At 40.2% G+C, this 16,838-nt stretch carries 12 protein-coding genes and 3 pseudogenes; 1 reads left to right on the forward strand and 14 read right to left on the reverse strand.

All coding sequences use genetic code 11. The features are described 5' to 3' along the window. Window positions 1-14: 14 nt before the first annotated feature. From HPT30_RS12140 to HPT30_RS12160, 5 genes are all read right to left on the reverse strand, one after another. Window positions 15-1,004, reverse strand: a complete 990-nt coding sequence (locus tag HPT30_RS12140; protein ID WP_175371652.1) for a tRNA dihydrouridine synthase — start codon at window positions 1,002-1,004, stop codon at window positions 15-17. A 174-nt stretch (window positions 1,005-1,178) separates the two neighbouring features. Continuing rightward, window positions 1,179-2,153, reverse strand: a complete 975-nt coding sequence (locus HPT30_RS12145) for an alpha/beta hydrolase family protein (RefSeq protein ID WP_175371653.1) — start codon at window positions 2,151-2,153, stop codon at window positions 1,179-1,181. A 253-nt stretch (window positions 2,154-2,406) separates the two neighbouring features. Continuing rightward, on the reverse strand, window positions 2,407-2,979 hold the full coding sequence (locus HPT30_RS12150) for a GNAT family N-acetyltransferase (protein WP_175371654.1): 573 nt from the start codon (window positions 2,977-2,979) through the stop codon (window positions 2,407-2,409). 374 nt (window positions 2,980-3,353) lie between these two features. Then, window positions 3,354-3,689 carry an LPXTG cell wall anchor domain-containing protein gene (locus tag HPT30_RS12155; RefSeq protein WP_175371655.1) on the reverse strand — a complete coding sequence of 112 codons (336 nt, stop codon included), beginning with the start codon at window positions 3,687-3,689 and terminating at the stop codon, window positions 3,354-3,356. Between the two features lie 217 nt (window positions 3,690-3,906). Further along, complete coding sequence (locus HPT30_RS12160) at window positions 3,907-4,221, reverse strand: MazG nucleotide pyrophosphohydrolase domain-containing protein (protein WP_175371656.1); 315 nt, start codon at window positions 4,219-4,221, stop codon at window positions 3,907-3,909. A 167-nt stretch (window positions 4,222-4,388) separates the two neighbouring features. Here HPT30_RS12160 and HPT30_RS30395 point away from each other — a divergent pair. Continuing rightward, window positions 4,389-4,676, forward strand: a pseudogene (locus tag HPT30_RS30395) (LOG family protein); the annotation flags it as partial. Between the two features lie 258 nt (window positions 4,677-4,934). Here the strand turns inward: HPT30_RS30395 and HPT30_RS30400 are convergent. The 9 genes and pseudogenes from HPT30_RS30400 to HPT30_RS12210 form a co-directional block, all read right to left on the reverse strand. Further along, on the reverse strand, window positions 4,935-6,362 hold the full coding sequence (locus HPT30_RS30400; RefSeq protein WP_281364489.1) for a TQXA domain-containing protein: 1,428 nt from the start codon (window positions 6,360-6,362) through the stop codon (window positions 4,935-4,937). 895 nt (window positions 6,363-7,257) lie between these two features. After that, window positions 7,258-7,899: a DUF3885 domain-containing protein gene (locus tag HPT30_RS12175; protein ID WP_175371658.1), complete on the reverse strand. Its 642-nt coding sequence runs from the start codon at window positions 7,897-7,899 to the stop codon at window positions 7,258-7,260. A gap of 404 nt (window positions 7,900-8,303) precedes the next feature. Then, the gene (locus HPT30_RS12180) at window positions 8,304-8,804 is read right to left on the reverse strand and encodes a DUF2691 family protein (protein WP_175371659.1); all 501 of its coding nucleotides are present in this window, start codon (window positions 8,802-8,804) and stop codon (window positions 8,304-8,306) included. A 472-nt stretch (window positions 8,805-9,276) separates the two neighbouring features. Then, window positions 9,277-9,525, reverse strand: a pseudogene (locus tag HPT30_RS31185) (DUF7878 domain-containing protein); the annotation flags it as partial. A gap of 502 nt (window positions 9,526-10,027) precedes the next feature. Then, a pseudogene (locus tag HPT30_RS30955) lies at window positions 10,028-10,126 on the reverse strand (HNH endonuclease); the annotation flags it as partial. 463 nt (window positions 10,127-10,589) lie between these two features. Continuing rightward, the gene (locus HPT30_RS12195; RefSeq protein WP_175371660.1) at window positions 10,590-11,180 is read right to left on the reverse strand and encodes a hypothetical protein; all 591 of its coding nucleotides are present in this window, start codon (window positions 11,178-11,180) and stop codon (window positions 10,590-10,592) included. 39 nt (window positions 11,181-11,219) lie between these two features. Beyond that, window positions 11,220-11,720, reverse strand: a complete 501-nt coding sequence (locus HPT30_RS12200) for a hypothetical protein (protein WP_175371661.1) — start codon at window positions 11,718-11,720, stop codon at window positions 11,220-11,222. Window positions 11,721-11,724: 4 nt separating this feature from the next. After that, on the reverse strand, window positions 11,725-12,291 hold the full coding sequence (locus HPT30_RS12205) for a hypothetical protein (RefSeq protein WP_175371662.1): 567 nt from the start codon (window positions 12,289-12,291) through the stop codon (window positions 11,725-11,727). Window positions 12,292-13,000: 709 nt separating this feature from the next. Next, window positions 13,001-16,798 carry a hypothetical protein gene (locus HPT30_RS12210; RefSeq protein ID WP_175371663.1) on the reverse strand — a complete coding sequence of 1,266 codons (3,798 nt, stop codon included), beginning with the start codon at window positions 16,796-16,798 and terminating at the stop codon, window positions 13,001-13,003. Between the last annotated feature and the right edge of the window lie 40 nt (window positions 16,799-16,838).

The following is a 16,838-nucleotide window of genomic DNA, read 5'->3' on the forward strand; positions in this document are numbered from 1 at the left end:
ACAATTTCGTCAGCTTAATCCCCATGTTCCTCTGCCTCATCCTGCGCCTTGCTTGCAAATTCACTCAGCAGCGCACGCACTTCACTTGTCGACTTGGTGTTCATCAAGGTATTTCTTAATTCACTTGCTCCGCGGAATCCGCGGACATATATTTTGAAGAACCGTTGAAGAGGTCTGAACGAACGGGATTCTAGTCCCGAATATTGATCATGTAGATCCAGATGCAGCCGCAGCAGATCCAGCAGTTCCTCACTGCTATGCTCCTTCGGCTCCTTCTCAAAAGCAAACGGATTTTGAAAAATACCACGCCCGATCATAATCCCATCCACACCGTACTCTTCAGCGAGCTTAAGGCCGGTCTCACGGTCAGGGATATCCCCGTTAATGGTCAGTAGTGTATCTGGTGCCACCTCATCACGAAGCTTCTTAATCTCCGGAATCAGTTCCCAGTGAGCATCTACTTTGCTCATTTCCTCTCTTGTGCGCAGATGAATGGACAGATTCACAATATCCTGCTTCAAAATATGGGTTAACCAGCCGCGCCATTCGTCTACTTCACTAAAACCGAGCCTTGTTTTTACGCTGACGGGCAGTCCGCCGGCTTTGGCGGCTTGGATGATCTCCGCTGCAATCTCAGGACGGCAGATCAGGCCGCTTCCCTTCCCGTTCTCTGCTACGTTCGCTACAGGACAACCCATATTAATATCGATGCCTTTGAAGCCTTCTTTCGCCATACCGATACTCATTTGACGGAAGAATTCCGGCTTGTCTCCCCAGATATGAGCTACGATGGGCTGTTCATCCTCTGTAAACGTCAAACGCCCGCGCACAGCATGGTTCCCCTCCGGGTGACAATAGCTCTCTGTATTCGCAAACTCCGTAAAAAACACATCCGGTCTGGCTGCTTCACTGACAACATGGCGAAACACAACATCCGTCACATCTTCCATAGGCGCCAGTATAAAAAAAGGCCGTGGTAAATCACGCCAAAAATTATTCATCATCTTAAACCCTCTCTATAAATACCAGGATAAATCTTTATCCCGCAATAATATTATTTAATCTTATCTTACAATTGATTCTAATGAGTGTACAAGCTGCTGTTGATACATTCGATTCCATTCTCTTGATGGGAGCCTCAGGCTTCTCCCGTCTTGGTTTGATTCTTACCCGTTTTCCTACTGTAGGGCAAATGATTTGGGCATGCCGTACGTATGAAGCCATTGCGTCACTTCTTGGTTCCTCTGGTCTTGATACTTGTCCGCTAACCCGTGCCGACCATCCGGGTACAGAACAAGCTTCACGGTTTTACCTGCCTTTTCCAAATCACCTGCAAAATCTTGAACGGTTTGCCAAATGAGACTCTCATCGGCAGTCCCTTGCAACAGAAGTACCGGGGCCTTAATGTCGGGAATTCGATCCAGTATCGAATAATCCCCTTTTGATTCAGGATTGGCATTAATCAAGCCAAATCTCACATATTCTCCCGTCTTTCTATTTTCCTCTACAATTTCAGGTGAATTTGCGTCCGGGTGCTCATATAACCAGCGTAAATTGACATCCCAGCCCACAAAAGGACTCACACCGACAACAGCTTTTACATCCTGCCGCTCAGAAGCTAATCTTAAAGCCACACCGCCACCCATCGATGCACCAAGCAGGTATACCGAATCCGATTTTACGCTTCCGGTGGACATTGCCACTTTAATTCCATTCTCTGCATCCCGTGTATTCTCCGCAATACCTTGCACATGGCCATCGCTCTCCAAATATCCACGATAGATCGGGTACAAGTAAACCACTTCGTCACTCATATAACTAAAACCGAACGTAAAGCCAAAATCGTAATGAGAAAGTTCCTTACGTTCAAGAGCGTATCCCCCATGAAGATGAACAACCAGTGGATATTTTCCGGCAGCCTTGGGAACTGTCAAATATGCTAGGACTTTGATATTATCACTTTTATAAAATACCTTGTATATATCAATATTCGGATTTTGACCAGGTACTTCTATTAATTCTTTAGAGATGATCTCTATATCGCTATCCGGTGGATCAGTTGCTTCACAGCTGGATAACGTGGCTGTAATCAATATAATTATAACTAGAATCAAAAAAAATGCTCTATTTCTCCAATGACCATAATATTCCATTCCCTCACACCCTCCTAAACAATCCTAGTGCTATTTTAGAACATCTCCAGATTGCTGTAAGCGATATAGTTTGGGATAGAAGAAGGATTTGTGCCGGTCTATCGAAAATACCTTAAAAAACCCCGCTTGCTAACCGTTAAAATAACGGAAGGTGACGGGGTAATTCCAATTCATATATCTCAAATCTTACTGTACACTCCACATGTGCAAAATGCTCAATATTGGAAAAATAGAAGAGGCAACTTAAGCCGTTTTATTGCTCTGAAGGTTCATATTCGCTTTTCAATCTAGAGAAGACAGCAAGATCAACATATTTGCCCTTTTCAAACTCATGTTGCCTTAAGACACCCTCTTTATGGAAGCCGAGCCTATGCATCAATCGGATCGACGCCTCATTCTCTGCCTCCACTTTCGCTTCAATTTTATTGACATTCATAGTCAAAAAACCAAAATGCATGATACATTTCACTACCTCTGTCATAATACCCTTTCCCCAAAAATCAGGATTTAGGTCATAACCAATTTCAATACGATTGTGCATCTTCTCATAGTTTAGAAATCCACATGTTCCAATCACTTTTTTGGACTCACTATCTTCAATCATCCATCGTAAGCCAGATTGTTCCTTGAAAATTTTCTGATACCAATTCATTTCATTTATCGCATTATCGACTGAAGTAAATGGTATGAATGGCATATATTTCGCAACGGCTTCTTTTGAATAAAGTTCGAAAATATCATAGCGATCTTTTTCTTCTGCCCTCCGTAGTATGAACCGTTCTGTTTTTAACTGAGGGAAATCAATGAATGCGAACTCTGAATTCATGTTACTCCTCCCTTTTCCCATTGATGATATCAATATCAGAAATTAAATTACCACATTTATGAAAATAATAACACTATATAGGTTAATAAACCAATCTGCCCGGCAGCTAAATAGCAGCTTTTGAGTACCACTGTCACATCTTCATTTTCGAACCATCAATATTATAGTCTCCACATGTGTGGAGTGCTTAATATTGACGTAAATAAAGGGGGCGAATTACGCCCCCACAAACAACGGATTCCCGAAGCTTCCTCATCATCAATCTGTAACTCTGCAAAGCTCCTGACTTCGCTAATTAATACGTTCATTGGCTTCGCATTGACTGACAACGGTTCGAGTAGCTTTCTGCCATTTTTTCAAAACACATCATTTACTCAACCTCTACCCATGCTATTTCTTCTAAATAGCCACAAACCGGCGACAATAAATACCGCTCCTATAATATAAAATAAAGTTTTACTTTCCTCACCCGTTTTAGGAAGAACGGTTACTTCTTCATTTACGTTTGTCGTTTCAAATGGCGTTGGTGTTGGCTCTTCTACCCGTCCTGGTTCTTCTGTTGGTGTTGGTGCTGGCGTTGGTGTTGCTGTTGGCGTTGGTGCTGGCGTTGTCGGGACGGGAAGTTTAAAGTTCAATAGCACATTTCTTTGCACATCCAATACATTGACTGCAATCGCACTAAAATCTTGAATATCATCGATATATCTCACATATGTTATTTTCCCGTACCCTCCCAAACAACCCTAGTGCTATTTTAGAACATCTCCAGATTGCTGTAAGCGATATAGTTTTGCATAGAAGAAGGATTTGTGCCTGTCTATCGAAAACACCTTAAAAAACCCCGCTTGCTAACCGTTAAAATAACGGAAGGTGACGGGGTAATTCCAATTCATATGTAAATCTACAATTCTGTAATACTGTGAACTTCTACTTATAACGTTTTAATAACTTCTCTTGATGAGATTTAAATATATCCTCAATGCTAATGTCGTACTTGTTAGCAATGACTATAACATTCCCTAGTACATCACCAAGTTCTTCTATTAACTCCTGCTTATTTTCAGCGTATGTCCCGACGATTTCATCTGGACGATCTCGACCAATTTCTAAAGCTCTAATAGCACGTGCTACTTCTCCCGTTTCCTCCGTTAAAAAGCCTATGCGAATGAAAATATCGAGTTCTGACCAACCTCGTGCTTCATAATAATCCTTCACCCATTCTTGAAATGCATTTACGTCCAATTTATGTGCCCCCTATGAATTAAGCAGAATTCAACAACAATTATAAGTATATAATATTCTTCGGAATGGGGTTATTTTAATGAATAAAATAGCTGTTTTTTTGTGGATCTAGTAATGGATCTTCTATAGCATGGCTACTTGTGGAATGAGAAATATCACAAAAAAACTTAACAAAATTAATTACTGTTGAGGCCATGTACGAGCGAAAAAGCAAGATGATGGAGTTAGCAGATGGCTTTATTGCGCTTCCAGGTGGTTCCGGTACATTAGAAGAGTTTTTCGAAATATTTACATGGAGCCAGCAACCCTCTAGCGAAAAACTAAGACACAGTCTAATTGACTGTGTCTTTTCTTTCAAGTCTTACTGTACATTCCACATGTGTGGAGTGCTTAATATTGACGTGAATACAGGGGAGAATTACGCCCCCGTAGACAACGGATTTCCGAAATTATAGTGGATAATAATTCCACCACCCAATTCGATCTCGATGCGTTCAATCAAGCGCATTTTCCGAGCTGTGTAGCACCATCGCCTTGCTTTTGTTATTCGCCAGCAGACGAGCAAGGTCGCGATGATCCTTGAGAGAGAAGCCATCCCCGTAATAATCTGTTCCGACATAGCAGAGTAGGGCGAATCAGCAGAATGAGTGTCTCTGGAGGGTCAGCCCTCTTTCGAGCAGCTTTCGGCCTTTTTTTCAAAGCACATCATTTACTCAACCTCTACCCATGCTATTTCTTCTAAATAGCCACAAACCGGCGACAATAAATACCGCTCCTATAATATAAAATAAAGTTTTACTTTCTTCACCCGTTTTAGGAAGGACGGTTATTTTTTCATTTGCATTTGTCGGTTCAAGTGGCGTTGGTGTTGGTTCTTCTCCCCGTTTTGGTTCTTCTGTTGGAGTCGGCGTTGCCGTTGGCTCTTCTACCCATTCTGATCCTACTGTTGGAGTCAGCGTCGGCGTTGGCTCTTCTACCCGTCCTGGTTCTTCTGTTGGAGTCAGCGTTGCCGTTGGCTCTTCTACCCGTCCTGGTTCTTCTGTTGGAGTCAGCGTCGGCGTTGCCGTTGGCTCTTCTACCCGTTCTGGTTCTTCTGTTGGCGTTGGTGTTGCTATTGCTGTTGGTGCTGGCGTTGCTGTTGGTGCTGGTGTTGCTGTTGGTGTTGCTGTTGCTGTTGGTGTTGGTGTTGCTGTTGGCGTTGGTGTCGCTGTTGGCGTTGGTGCTGGCGTTGGTGTTGCTGTTGGTGCTGGTGTTGGCGACACGGGAAGTTTAAAGTTCAATAGCACATTTCTTTGCACATCCAATACATTGACTGCGACCGCACCAAAATCTTGAATATCATTGATATATTTCACTGACGAAGTGATGAACACATCGTTGACAGATTGACGCATCATAAATTGGAGTCCAATATCTACATTTGAAGCCGTATCATCATAATCGCCATCAGCGATTGTAATCGTGATCGTCTTACTGTTAAGACTTGGATTGGTGTATGTTGATTCAACTACAGTCGCTTTTGGATATCTAGCCTCCGTAGCATTATCAAGCTGGACTGATGGTAAAATGACAGTTCCATCATAGTTCTTTTCTGTTGCTTTATAGGATACTGATACAACAAGGTTATCATTCGCATCAAATGATAATTGCTGATCATATACATCCACATCGGCTTCTGTATACGTTGGCCCTATAGGCGCTAAACTGATGTAGTAATTAAACAAATCCTCTCCCGCTGGTGTTGGCGGATAATGCTGCCCACGCCAGTCATTCAAACTCGCTCCATTAGTGTAATGCCAAATAGCATATTGGGTAGCCCAAAGTGCCATGTCTTCATCCAAACCTGTAATACCAGTGGCCGCTTGTAAATCTGCAACACTCTTCATTGGAAAACCATTGAGCAGGATCGCTCTTAACATATCCCCATTAATCACCTTTCCTTTAATGGAGTAGTTGTTAATTTCTTTAAGTGGTGAAAAGAACTCTTCACCGTCACGATAACCGAAAAGATCTTTCGTAAGTGGATATTGTCTCGACCTGTCAAAGCAATAAGCTAAAATACCATCAGGTAGACCTGCTCTGTTCGGCCTTCGTTCATAAACTCCGTTATTATATTCTGCTAAAACAATGATAGGGTACATTCGCACATTAGGAAACCAATGATCTACGACCTCAAACTTCTCAACAACTGTAGGAGCTGCTTGGATAGATTGAAATGAGTCGAACCTAGCAGAATAATCAGAAATATGGCTAGCTTCACTTTTATTTTATTCATTTGAGGTCTCTCCCTTCTATGATCATAGTAAAGAACAGAACACTTTTCGAAAGTGCTTTGTTCTTACTTGTATCGGTTATCGATGTCGTTTTTTAAATGCTTTTATCGGATATGATTCTTTAGTAGCATAGCTGCTCCAACACTTAGTTCAATTTTCTTCCTTACTACTACCAATGATACAAAAATTAAGAACCCAAGCCGATAAAGCTTGGGTTCTGCAGGTAAATGTGCTTTACATTATTACTGTGCAATTTCCAAATAGTCTTCTTACGCCCCCCTCCCATCAAATTGCCGCAAAGCCTTCTCCCACTTGGCTTGAACGCCTCTCACCCCACCCCCCTGTTTCAACACGAGCAAATAAAGTCGAGTTGAAAAAGCAGGGGAATAACAAGGGAAATGAATGGAGTTAGAGGAAGCGCTTTGGAGTGAAATAGGAGAAAAGCTTGATTTATCAAAGCATTGGTGGTTCATACGCCCCTCTCCAAAAACAAAAGAAGCCGAGGAAAACAGGAGTGGATACCTGAGTTTCGCTCGGCTGGTGAGACGACTTTATAAGCTTTGATGCGACTTTGTAATTCTTAGGTCAACTTTTTGAGATGTTCACAACTACTTCCGTACCAACAGCGCCACCGACTCCACATGGGATGAGTGCTGACGGTAGAAAATGAATAATTGAGATGTTATAGTGTTCACCGAACACCAAGCATCTTACTCACCATCATTCTATAGATGCGACTATTCTCCGTTGGCTCTCAATCGTTTCATCCCTTACCAAATGTTCGTTCGATCTTTTCCCTGTCATAATCTAAAATCCAGTCATTAAATTCATTAAACAAATTCATTAGATTCTCAGAGCGAATCGCAACTATATCCAATCCACGGTCATCGTACATGTGAAACACAATATTCTTCTTTGTATGTATGAAGTAAATTCGATCAAAAATGTAATTGCCTTTACTCGGGAATTCTGAATAACTTATCGCTTTCAAGATGCCTTTGTAATCAATGTGCTCTAAACAACATAATAAACTAAAACTTTTTGAATATCCCGTTAACTGGTTTGTGTCTTCATCATAATCTGGTTTGTTCTCGAAACAAACAACTTTGTTTATGATAGCCGAATCAACGTACTCTGCAAACACATCCACCCCTGGATTAAAAACCTCATACGGGGCTTGCGGTTCATACGTCTTCCTAACTATATACAATTCACTACTTTCCGAAAATACCGACTCAAATAAAGTTTCTGAACGCTTTTTAACCGTTTCAAAATATAGCGGATCCTCTATTCCTCTATATGGGACACCCAATTCAAAGCGAATTCCTATATTTGAGTTATAAAAAAGAGGAGGCTCTAATGATATTCCTTGTAGGTGCGATAGCAAATAATCTTGAAAACTCATTCCATCACCTTCATTGGTTCATAATCGTTTTAAGTTAACGTCTCAGCGTTCGTATACAAGCCAAGAATTTCAATCACTTCGACTTGGCCCAATCTTCTTGACCCCGCCATGAAATAACCGATTACTCCTATTACAATTCGATGCACATGCATGCCTTTTGAATTTCGTCTCCGTCATATGAAAATCACAACGTAAGCCCTAAAACGTGGGATTTTTTCTTCCGCCCTCTTCTTCGGAATATAATCTATACCTTACTCTAAAATCAGGAGGTGATTTTCGAACTTTCTCAAATGGAACCCAGGCTTCCATAAACAATTCACCTCCACCTGCAAATTTAACTTAACGCTTGTAAACTCCCTGCCTGTGAGTGCAGTGGTTTGCGATCACACATTCCTTTGTGGAGTTTATCTAGCTTTTAATGTCTTTCTGAAGTCATTATCATCTGTAATATATGCTAATGAGTCGACGTTAATCATCTTCGCATTAGCGTGTAATTGATTCAGGGTTTCGACATCTTTACAGTAAATTGATGTATAGCTAGAATCAACAATCAGCAATATCAGTTCGCAGTCACTATTTATAAAATCTTCGTATTTATCAATGTTCAGTATATTCGTTCCTGTTGGAAAAGCCTTCAGGTCAGCAAAAACTATATATTGAGGTTCCTCTGAGTCAAGGAATTGAAGCAGATCCTCACCCTTTAAAATATTTACGTCATCTGGAAATAACGGCTTTAAGTCGTTATCTTGCCACTTGTATTCTTCTCCAGCTCCAACTAACCAATAATAATTCTTACAATTAAAGGGCTTCAGAATGTGAGAAAGCCATTTTCCGTACTCATTGGGGATCTCGAAACTTATCCCTCTCATTCTTTGCCCCATATTAATCGCCCCATTCCACCCCATAAAGATTATGCTCGTATATCGGCTATTTCAGGCGATCCGAGTTATTGTTACATCATTCGTAGACTGACCGAAGATCAGGTTCACTAGGCAATCTATATTTTCTGAGACCACTGGATATACTCCTTTAATGGTTCTTACTTAAAAACACAAGAAAATCATCCAATGCCTTTGTCGCCAATCGAAAATGCTCCGACTCTAACTGTGTATACAATATAAGTTCTAACTCATTATCCAAGTTGTGAACCCTAGTTGAAAAATCATGTATATGCTTATCGGGGATTAGTACCGTATTCAATCTACTTTGAAGTTCTTCAATACCGAATTCTTTATTCTTAAATCGTTCAACAAGAACTTTGAAATGTTGGTAGCTCATATTTTCTCACCTTATCTACCGCTGCGACGGAGTCTTTTTGGACTAACGCATCCATTTTCCATACACCTAATCTCTCATCTGTTAGCATAACCCGTCGAATTACTGGAGATATTCGTTTAAAGTAATTACATAATTGGTTTTATGAAGTTCATTATTCAGCTCATGAAAAAACTTTATTAAAGCATTTAGTAATGACGATGTCGAAACGTATTCTAGGGCTACAAACTTCTGCCAAATTGAGTAAATCCTCCAGTTGTTGTCTTGCTGAAATAAGAAGTGAATAACGACCTCACCATGGTCAATTGTCTCTAATTTCATGTCAAAATGATCGGCATTTACAACCTTTTGGTCCCAAACGTAAGAGGCTTGCTAATGACAAGTTATTTGACGGTGAGATGCCAAAAAATGAATATATGACGAATACGCGACTTCCATAAACGAAGAAACCGATGAAATCTTACAAAAGAAGTATCAACTCGAAAAATCACTTCAAGTAAGTGATAACACTTTAGCCTTCAAAGAACTAAAAAAGGACCTTGAAAACTTCATGTCATTCAAGAAACTTACTCCAGAATTGCTTCATAAACTTATTGACCGTATTGAAATAAAAGCAGATGGGAGTCCGAGAATCTTCTATAGATTCTCGCTCCCCCTCTGCTTATTCTTTACTCCTAACTATCAACGCACAGCACTCCACATGTGTGGAGTAAGCAGAGTCAACACATTTAATAACAAATAACGGGGATGCCTAAACCCTATTCCAGAGCAAGTATAACCCTACGAGGAATCAGAGTAATACTTGTTCTCTTTTTGCCACTAACCAATCACTGAATAACTTTAAAAACTCTTCTTAACGTTTTATTCTACTTATTATCTCACCTGAATCTTGGAAGGAGATCAACCCCTTATCGAATAAGGCGTCGTGATTGGGACAAAGCAGGAATCCGTTATGGAGGTTTACCCTATCGTCCGATAGATCACACTTACTCCAAGACTAGTTGTGCCTTCTAATCAGAAACCGCTCATCGGCAATACTACATAGTCGGCATTTATTGCTTAGCTTCAATAGATTTCCCTTGAACTTACCATGACCGATTCAGGCTTTAATCAACTGCTCCTTCTCGGTAGCAGATAACGGCATAGACTCAACTTAATTAGCTGCGCCCTCCTTTTCTTTTAACGATCCTCTGGAAAATTATTGATATAAAGGTAAGTGTCAAGTTGCTGTACTGGTATCAACTCATAGATGAATTCCTTTCTCTTCGTCCGGTAAGTTACATCTTGAGATGTCGTAGCAAAAGCCCTCGGAACACTGCAGCTTATATCGTTCTCATGCTCTACCAAGAGGTGAAATACACTTTCATTTCTCTACTATGTAAAGATAGTTTAGTCAAACCATTTACCTCAAGTCGTTATGATATCAATATTTCAGATACTGATAGAAACTTATCCGAACACCCCCTCACCTGAATGATATTTCCCCAAATATAGAACTTCCAATGCTTACCTTCTCTAGAGTTCACAATCTGATTTTCGAGAGTTATCATTTTACGTAGTTCTTTGAAATCTACATAATAGAATCTTCCATCTTCCAATCGAACCACTAAAAGTGATATGTCAGCATCATCCAAAAGCTCTACCTGTGTTATCTTCAGGTCGAACCAACCCTTACCGATTGTGTGGATTTTGGAGTACGGTGTGCAAACGACAATCCGCTTTTCACCGCTCTCTCCCTGATACATAATTTGTTTTCTGCTGATGGTAGAGAGGGAACACCCGTACTTTTGATTCAACTTGTTAACGACGATTTCCTTGTCAGGAACAGACATTTCAAAACCTCCGTATGCCGTATTTTTCCACATCATAATATATGGTTTTGCAGCCTGCAGATGATTTTGAAGGGCAAACAGCATGCTGTTTGCCGAGCCGCGGCTAAACATGACTACATTACAATATGAAAAAGCTGTCGAAGAAATCGACAGCTGAAGAAACAACAATAACAAAGTAATAGCTGCCGTTTTCTAAGCAAATCAAGAAGCCATCTAAATCGTGACTAACCAAACCCTATGCTTATCCTGCAGGATTTCTTTTTCTTTACGGTAAATTGTCCTGAAGTAGTTAAGACGCAGATGACCTTCTAACAGGTGATATGGTTTTCCCATATCAGAGTGAATGGTGTTTTGAAATACAATAATAGGTGCATTCCATGTCTTATGTTTTAACATGTACCTCTGCAACCAGGTTTTATCATGTCGTTCGTAAATTTGATATCCCAAAGAATCGATAAGGTCAGGATAATATGATTTTATATTGTCGTAGATATAATCCTTTGACCAAAGTTCTTCTTTAAAGAACATCTTTTCGAAACCGAGAAATGCGTAATCATCGATATCCGCATAATGTCTGTAGATCCAATTCTCCAATGGACATTCAGGGAAATTTGGAAGTAACGGAGCGGCGCGCTTCTTATACTCCTCGAAAGGTTCTTTATCAAAAGAGCCATCACCAATTGGTTTTAGACTCTTAATAAGATCAAGGTTCATAAATTCAAACTCCTTCTTCTCCCTTTCCAAAGCAATTCTTGAGATCCTCTTCAAGTTGCTTTGAAAACGACCTACTCCAAATGTAACGATCCTTATCTCGAAGCGAAAGACCTGATGGTCCGATTAATTCTACCTTTTGTTTATAAGCCTGATAGCCAGTCCAAATGTTTTCGAAATTAATTATGTGCTTTAGGCCATGAAATTCATTCAACTCGTCGCAAACCCGTATGTCATATACCGTAAAGTCGTTTGGATACAAAGCAGTCAATATCGCCGAAGCCATAGGGAGTTGGAACCCCCAATCAACAATCAATAAGCGTAATTTCTTATTATTATCAGGAGCTTTATAAATCTTATCGGTAAGCTCCTTAACTGCGTCTTCAAGATTGTCAAACTGACTGTTTTTAGTTAATCGTTGAGCTATCTTTGACTTCGCTCGATTAGCTTTCCAGATGATAATACAAAAGAAATCATATGCGTTTAAAAATCCCTGACTTACGAAACGCTTCTGAACTAAGTTAAATACATAACCTTCTTGATCGTATTGCGCTAAATAGTCCACCGTATCCATAGTAGCCCCCATCAATGAATGGATCGAAAATCAGAAAGCATTTGATTCAATACTTCGCCTGTCTTCAAGCATGATATGATATATTCTCGATGCTTCTCTGTATCTGCATCTACCCATGAAAATTCTCTAGCATGGCTGTTAAATTTATCGAGAAAGACATTCTTTTCATGTTCAACATGTGTAAGGAATGCATTCTTTTCAAAATCGTTTTCAAATAACAGAACAACTTCTAAGAAGCTCCTTCGAGCGAAAGATGCCTCATGGTCGTTATCATCATAGAGAAACTTGTTTAGCTTATAAGAAGGGCTATCCTTCGTAAAATACTTTAGTGAATAATCAGGGTCTATCCTATGTTCTACAAAGTAGAGGAACTCCCAATCTGGGGTAGGAGTGCAATATCGCGCCCCATCAAGAAGAGCACTACTCCACTATATATCCTTGTTCCAAAATATTTAATACTGAGAAAGGTTCACCGTTGCGTTCCATTCGAAGAGAATGCTTTGGTCAAATACCGCTATGAAGTCAATGTTTGATTCAAGTTTCTTACCCTTCCTATAAATCATCTTGTTCGGTGACTGCTGAGATTGTTAAAAAAACAGGTTCAGTGCTTTGGTGAGCGGGAAGTTATCATATGGCATGAAGAAAGATGCTGATATTGTCAGCACCTTCAATTTCATTGTTGAATTTACCAGAGCGCCTACCTTAAAAATTAAAAATTTCTAAGTTCAGCCTCTACATCCTCCCAAGCAGCATCTCGTACATAACCTTGAGATATTTGTCTTAGTACCGCTGCGGTTCTTGGCCAAACAAATTGCAAAGCAGCAGCCTGACCTTCATAGTTGGCAGCAAGTTCTCTCTCTTGTTGCCCACCCTCTCCAATCGAACGAGATGTAAAACCACGTTGATTAAACTGCCCAATAATAAATCCTCGTTCAATAACATCACTTTCAAAGTACTCAAACAAATCTCTCACTGACTCATGTGGCCATATTCCATCGGAACCAATCGGTGAATGAACAAGAACTCCACCTATTCTGCTGTCGACAACCGCACTACGATTATATATATTTGCCAAACGACGGACCTGCTCGCCCCAGTCTCTCAACATAACTGAATCGATTTCATTGTCCTTTTGTCCAGGCACCGTGGTTATCATGTTTAACAACATATAAGCAGACTTCGCCATTTGTGTTACTGTTTCACTTGATAAGCCTTCATTCTCATCTTCAATCTCCGGCTCAGAGCGATATAACATTCGCATAAGTTGAACAAATGCACCTGGTTCATTTAAAGCAGCTTTTATCAGAGTTTGTGGTCTGATTTCACGATGTTCGAATAGTGGCATATACATCCACTCTAGCTTAGCCATTCGTCCTTCTTGAAGATCGCCACTGTTTTGAAGGTTCACAAACAATTGCGCAATCTCATAAGAGATTTGATTAAAATATGCTGTGTTTTCTGCCGTTCCCTTATCTGTCGCAGTCAATTCAAGGGCTTCTGCTATTAGTTCAGAAGAAATAGTAATTTTGGTGCCAATTGTTCTCATGAAACGATGAATTGCATCAAGTGCTGCTAAAGGACGATTACACTCAATTAGTTTTCTTATAATCCATTCACCGTACTCAAAGTCTTTTTCGTCTAAATGAAAATTTGATATAAGATTCCAATATCTATTTGAAATCGCTTCCCCGAGTTCATCCAATAACGCGAAAACTTCAGCTCCAAACTCCAGTGTCAAAGAGAATGCCGTCCATTTTTCAATATCCCAGCTTTCTTTCTTATTTAACTGTATTTTCCCTACCCATCCTTCAATAACGTAACTTTTATGTGCTGAGAATGAATAAGCGAATTTTCCAAACTTATCATCCGATGTACTTAGCAGTTCAAGCACCTGATCTTCAACAACATCAGAATATATCGTTTTAGCCAAAACAGAACCGACTATGGAAGGCAGTGAAGCTTCAGTTAATAGACGTTCGATACCTACCCAGCCTTCGGAAGCCCAAATCTGTTCAAGAGCTTGAATTCTAAACTCTTCAATTTTCTGCCTAGACTTCTCATAGTCCTTCATCGGTTCAGAATTAATTAATAGAGGATAATATTCGTTAAATAAGTACATATTAATTGATACTATGTCATTAGATGCGAATCTTTCGTAAACCGTTTGCAATCTAGCTAAAATGGTTTCAGGAAGTGCCCATAGTGCTTCAGTAAACTTACGATGTCGACTGATCATTTCGCGCAGTTTATCCGAGATTTCGAGCAGTGCATCCGATATAAAATCTATAGGTTTTAATTTTTCCAGTTCCGAAACTGTCATTTCAATACACAAAGGAGGCAATTTGGGAAGTACTTCGATAACTTGCTTCCACCTTAAATTGTTATCAATATTGGCGTTTGCTAAAATTCTTTTAGTTATCTCTTCCACGTGACGCTCTCTATCAGCTATTGTTGCCCTTTTGAGCCAGCCAGCATCCCATTGTCTCTTTTTAGGACGTGCGATCGAAGATGAAATTTCCCCCGGATTTGGCAAAAGAAGTAGAAGCAACTTCCAAGCTGTTATCGGCTCAAGTCGAATTAACATATCAATGACCTGAAGGCGGATATCCAATGATGCTGTTGTCTGTGGTAACCATCCTAAAAATATTTCCCGTAAACTACTAATTGGACGATTATTATATTTCCCACCCGGATCTAACACGTCTAATTTCGCTAACAATCTTACAGTTCTAGAAAAACACTCCAAATTCCAACTAACTATTTCTAAAGCCCATAATAAGTTTGCCTGTGATGCACCAATCATAAAATTTTCTCTAAACAAACTTTTAATAGCTGGATCACCATTCCTAAGGTCAACCTCAATAGCTTCTAAAAATGTTATTGGCGCTGCTTCAGCGAGAAACGTAAGAACTTCTCGCAATGAATACCAGCGAGTACTTGACTTGTCGTCAATCAGTAGCTGGCGTACTAAATAAGCCATTTTATCCTGAACTGTAGTCACACCAATGTTTCTACAATCAGTGTCCCCGAAAACTGCAAGAAAATTGATCATTTCTGATAGTCCAAGTCTCAACTCTTCAGAGAATTGAAGCTTTTCTCCTTCTATAGCAGCAATCCAAGTGTCCTCTGGAGAAGCTTCAAACCTAGGGTCTATCTCAGATAGTACATCCTTAGTTACCTGAGAAAAACGCGCGATCACCGCTTCATTTATATTTTGTGAAAGTAAGGTCCACGCGTCTTGTCTTGACAAACAGGTCCAAGTATTTCCTATACGTCTTATAGGTGGGTCTTCAGCTAAGGCAAGTGAGTTGCAGTATTGCTCGAATTCGCTATAAGGCATACCTGCAAGTTCGGATAGTTTATTACAGTCAGCCGCATTATTAGCTCTCCAAGTTCCGGCCAATAAAATTGCTAACACCGGTTGAATTAATTCACCTTGTCTCGCCCAAGATGGTGTTTGCATCTCCAAGGGAATCAATGCTTCGTGTCTTCTGATGGCCTTGAGATTTCCTCGGCAAGTTTCAACTACCCTTGCGGCTGTTTCATTATCTAACCCCATTTTAATAAGCGCATCTTTTTGAACATTGCGATCAACCTTATTTAGAGGGACCACTATCTTAGATCGGCTATTCTGAACACTGGCCTCTGGTAGTATAACATAATGACCTTGTGTTATTGCTGCGGCAAAAGTACGTGTTTCTTTGAAAAAGGGCAGCAGAATCAGTGGTGAGTCGTTTTCAACTAGTATATCCCAAGCATTAGGCTCAAGAACGACTACGAATCGAGATTTATAGTCCTCATTTTCCTTTAAGGTAGCTAAAGCAAATGCATACGATTCATCTCGTGAGTCCGATGTGATACGTATAACTGATGGAGGTTCTGCAAGAGTATTTATAAGTTTTTGACACTCTTTACTTCTTCCTGCAATTACAAGCTCAGAATTTGTATTTATTTCCGTTGCACAACTCCAATTATTCCAAGCCTGATCAATGTCCCAAGTACCCGATGGTCTTTTGCCTATGAAACGTGCAAACCAACGATGTACTGCAGGACATAATTCAAGCCAAGAAGCCAAATCATCTGCATTCAAGCCGATGACCTGTTTCCACTGACCTTGTTGTTGTTTTTGACTGACCCAATCGTCACGATCACGCCACACTCTAGTAGTAACAAACAAGAATGTGGTTTCACTTTTTTCTAACCCCAAGGAGTCTGCCGTCCGTTTATTATAATCATCATTAGCCTTTGTCCCGACACCTGAGGTTGTACCAAATTCCCAAACTGAAGTTCCTTTGGGGATGTATTGATTCCCATTTTCTACTTCTAGAAAGCCATCCCATCCTCCTACTAAAACACTATCACCTGAAGGGAAGCTCAAACTTTCGGGCTTAGAACTGGCAGTTATTAGCTTTTTTACCAATAATGGAAGCGTATCTTGAGCCTGCCTACGATTATTATCAGCCCAGTTTGTTATATTTTGTGCAGACACTTCCCAGCCTGTCGTCATTACAAACCCCTCCTGGAATTGATTTTCACGAAATTTTCAA

Source organism: Paenibacillus agri, from assembly GCF_013359945.1.
GTDB lineage: Bacteria > Bacillota > Bacilli > Paenibacillales > Paenibacillaceae > Paenibacillus_AQ > Paenibacillus_AQ agri.

What these genes read in the sequence shown, in the direction of transcription:
- HPT30_RS12140 (WP_175371652.1), bottom strand. Translation starts at nt 1,004, where the DNA reads ATGATGAATAATTTTTGGCGTGATTTACCACGGCCTTTTTTTATACTG.
- HPT30_RS12145 (WP_175371653.1), bottom strand. Translation starts at nt 2,153, where the DNA reads ATGGAATATTATGGTCATTGGAGAAATAGAGCATTTTTTTTGATTCTA.
- HPT30_RS12150 (WP_175371654.1), bottom strand. Translation starts at nt 2,979, where the DNA reads ATGAATTCAGAGTTCGCATTCATTGATTTCCCTCAGTTAAAAACAGAA.
- HPT30_RS30400 (WP_281364489.1), bottom strand. Translation starts at nt 6,362, where the DNA reads ATGTACCCTATCATTGTTTTAGCAGAATATAATAACGGAGTTTATGAA.
- HPT30_RS12175 (WP_175371658.1), bottom strand. Translation starts at nt 7,899, where the DNA reads ATGAGTTTTCAAGATTATTTGCTATCGCACCTACAAGGAATATCATTA.
- HPT30_RS12180 (WP_175371659.1), bottom strand. Translation starts at nt 8,804, where the DNA reads ATGGGGTGGAATGGGGCGATTAATATGGGGCAAAGAATGAGAGGGATA.
- HPT30_RS12200 (WP_175371661.1), bottom strand. Translation starts at nt 11,720, where the DNA reads ATGAACCTTGATCTTATTAAGAGTCTAAAACCAATTGGTGATGGCTCT.
- HPT30_RS12205 (WP_175371662.1), bottom strand. Translation starts at nt 12,291, where the DNA reads ATGGATACGGTGGACTATTTAGCGCAATACGATCAAGAAGGTTATGTA.
- HPT30_RS12210 (WP_175371663.1), bottom strand. Translation starts at nt 16,798, where the DNA reads ATGACGACAGGCTGGGAAGTGTCTGCACAAAATATAACAAACTGGGCT.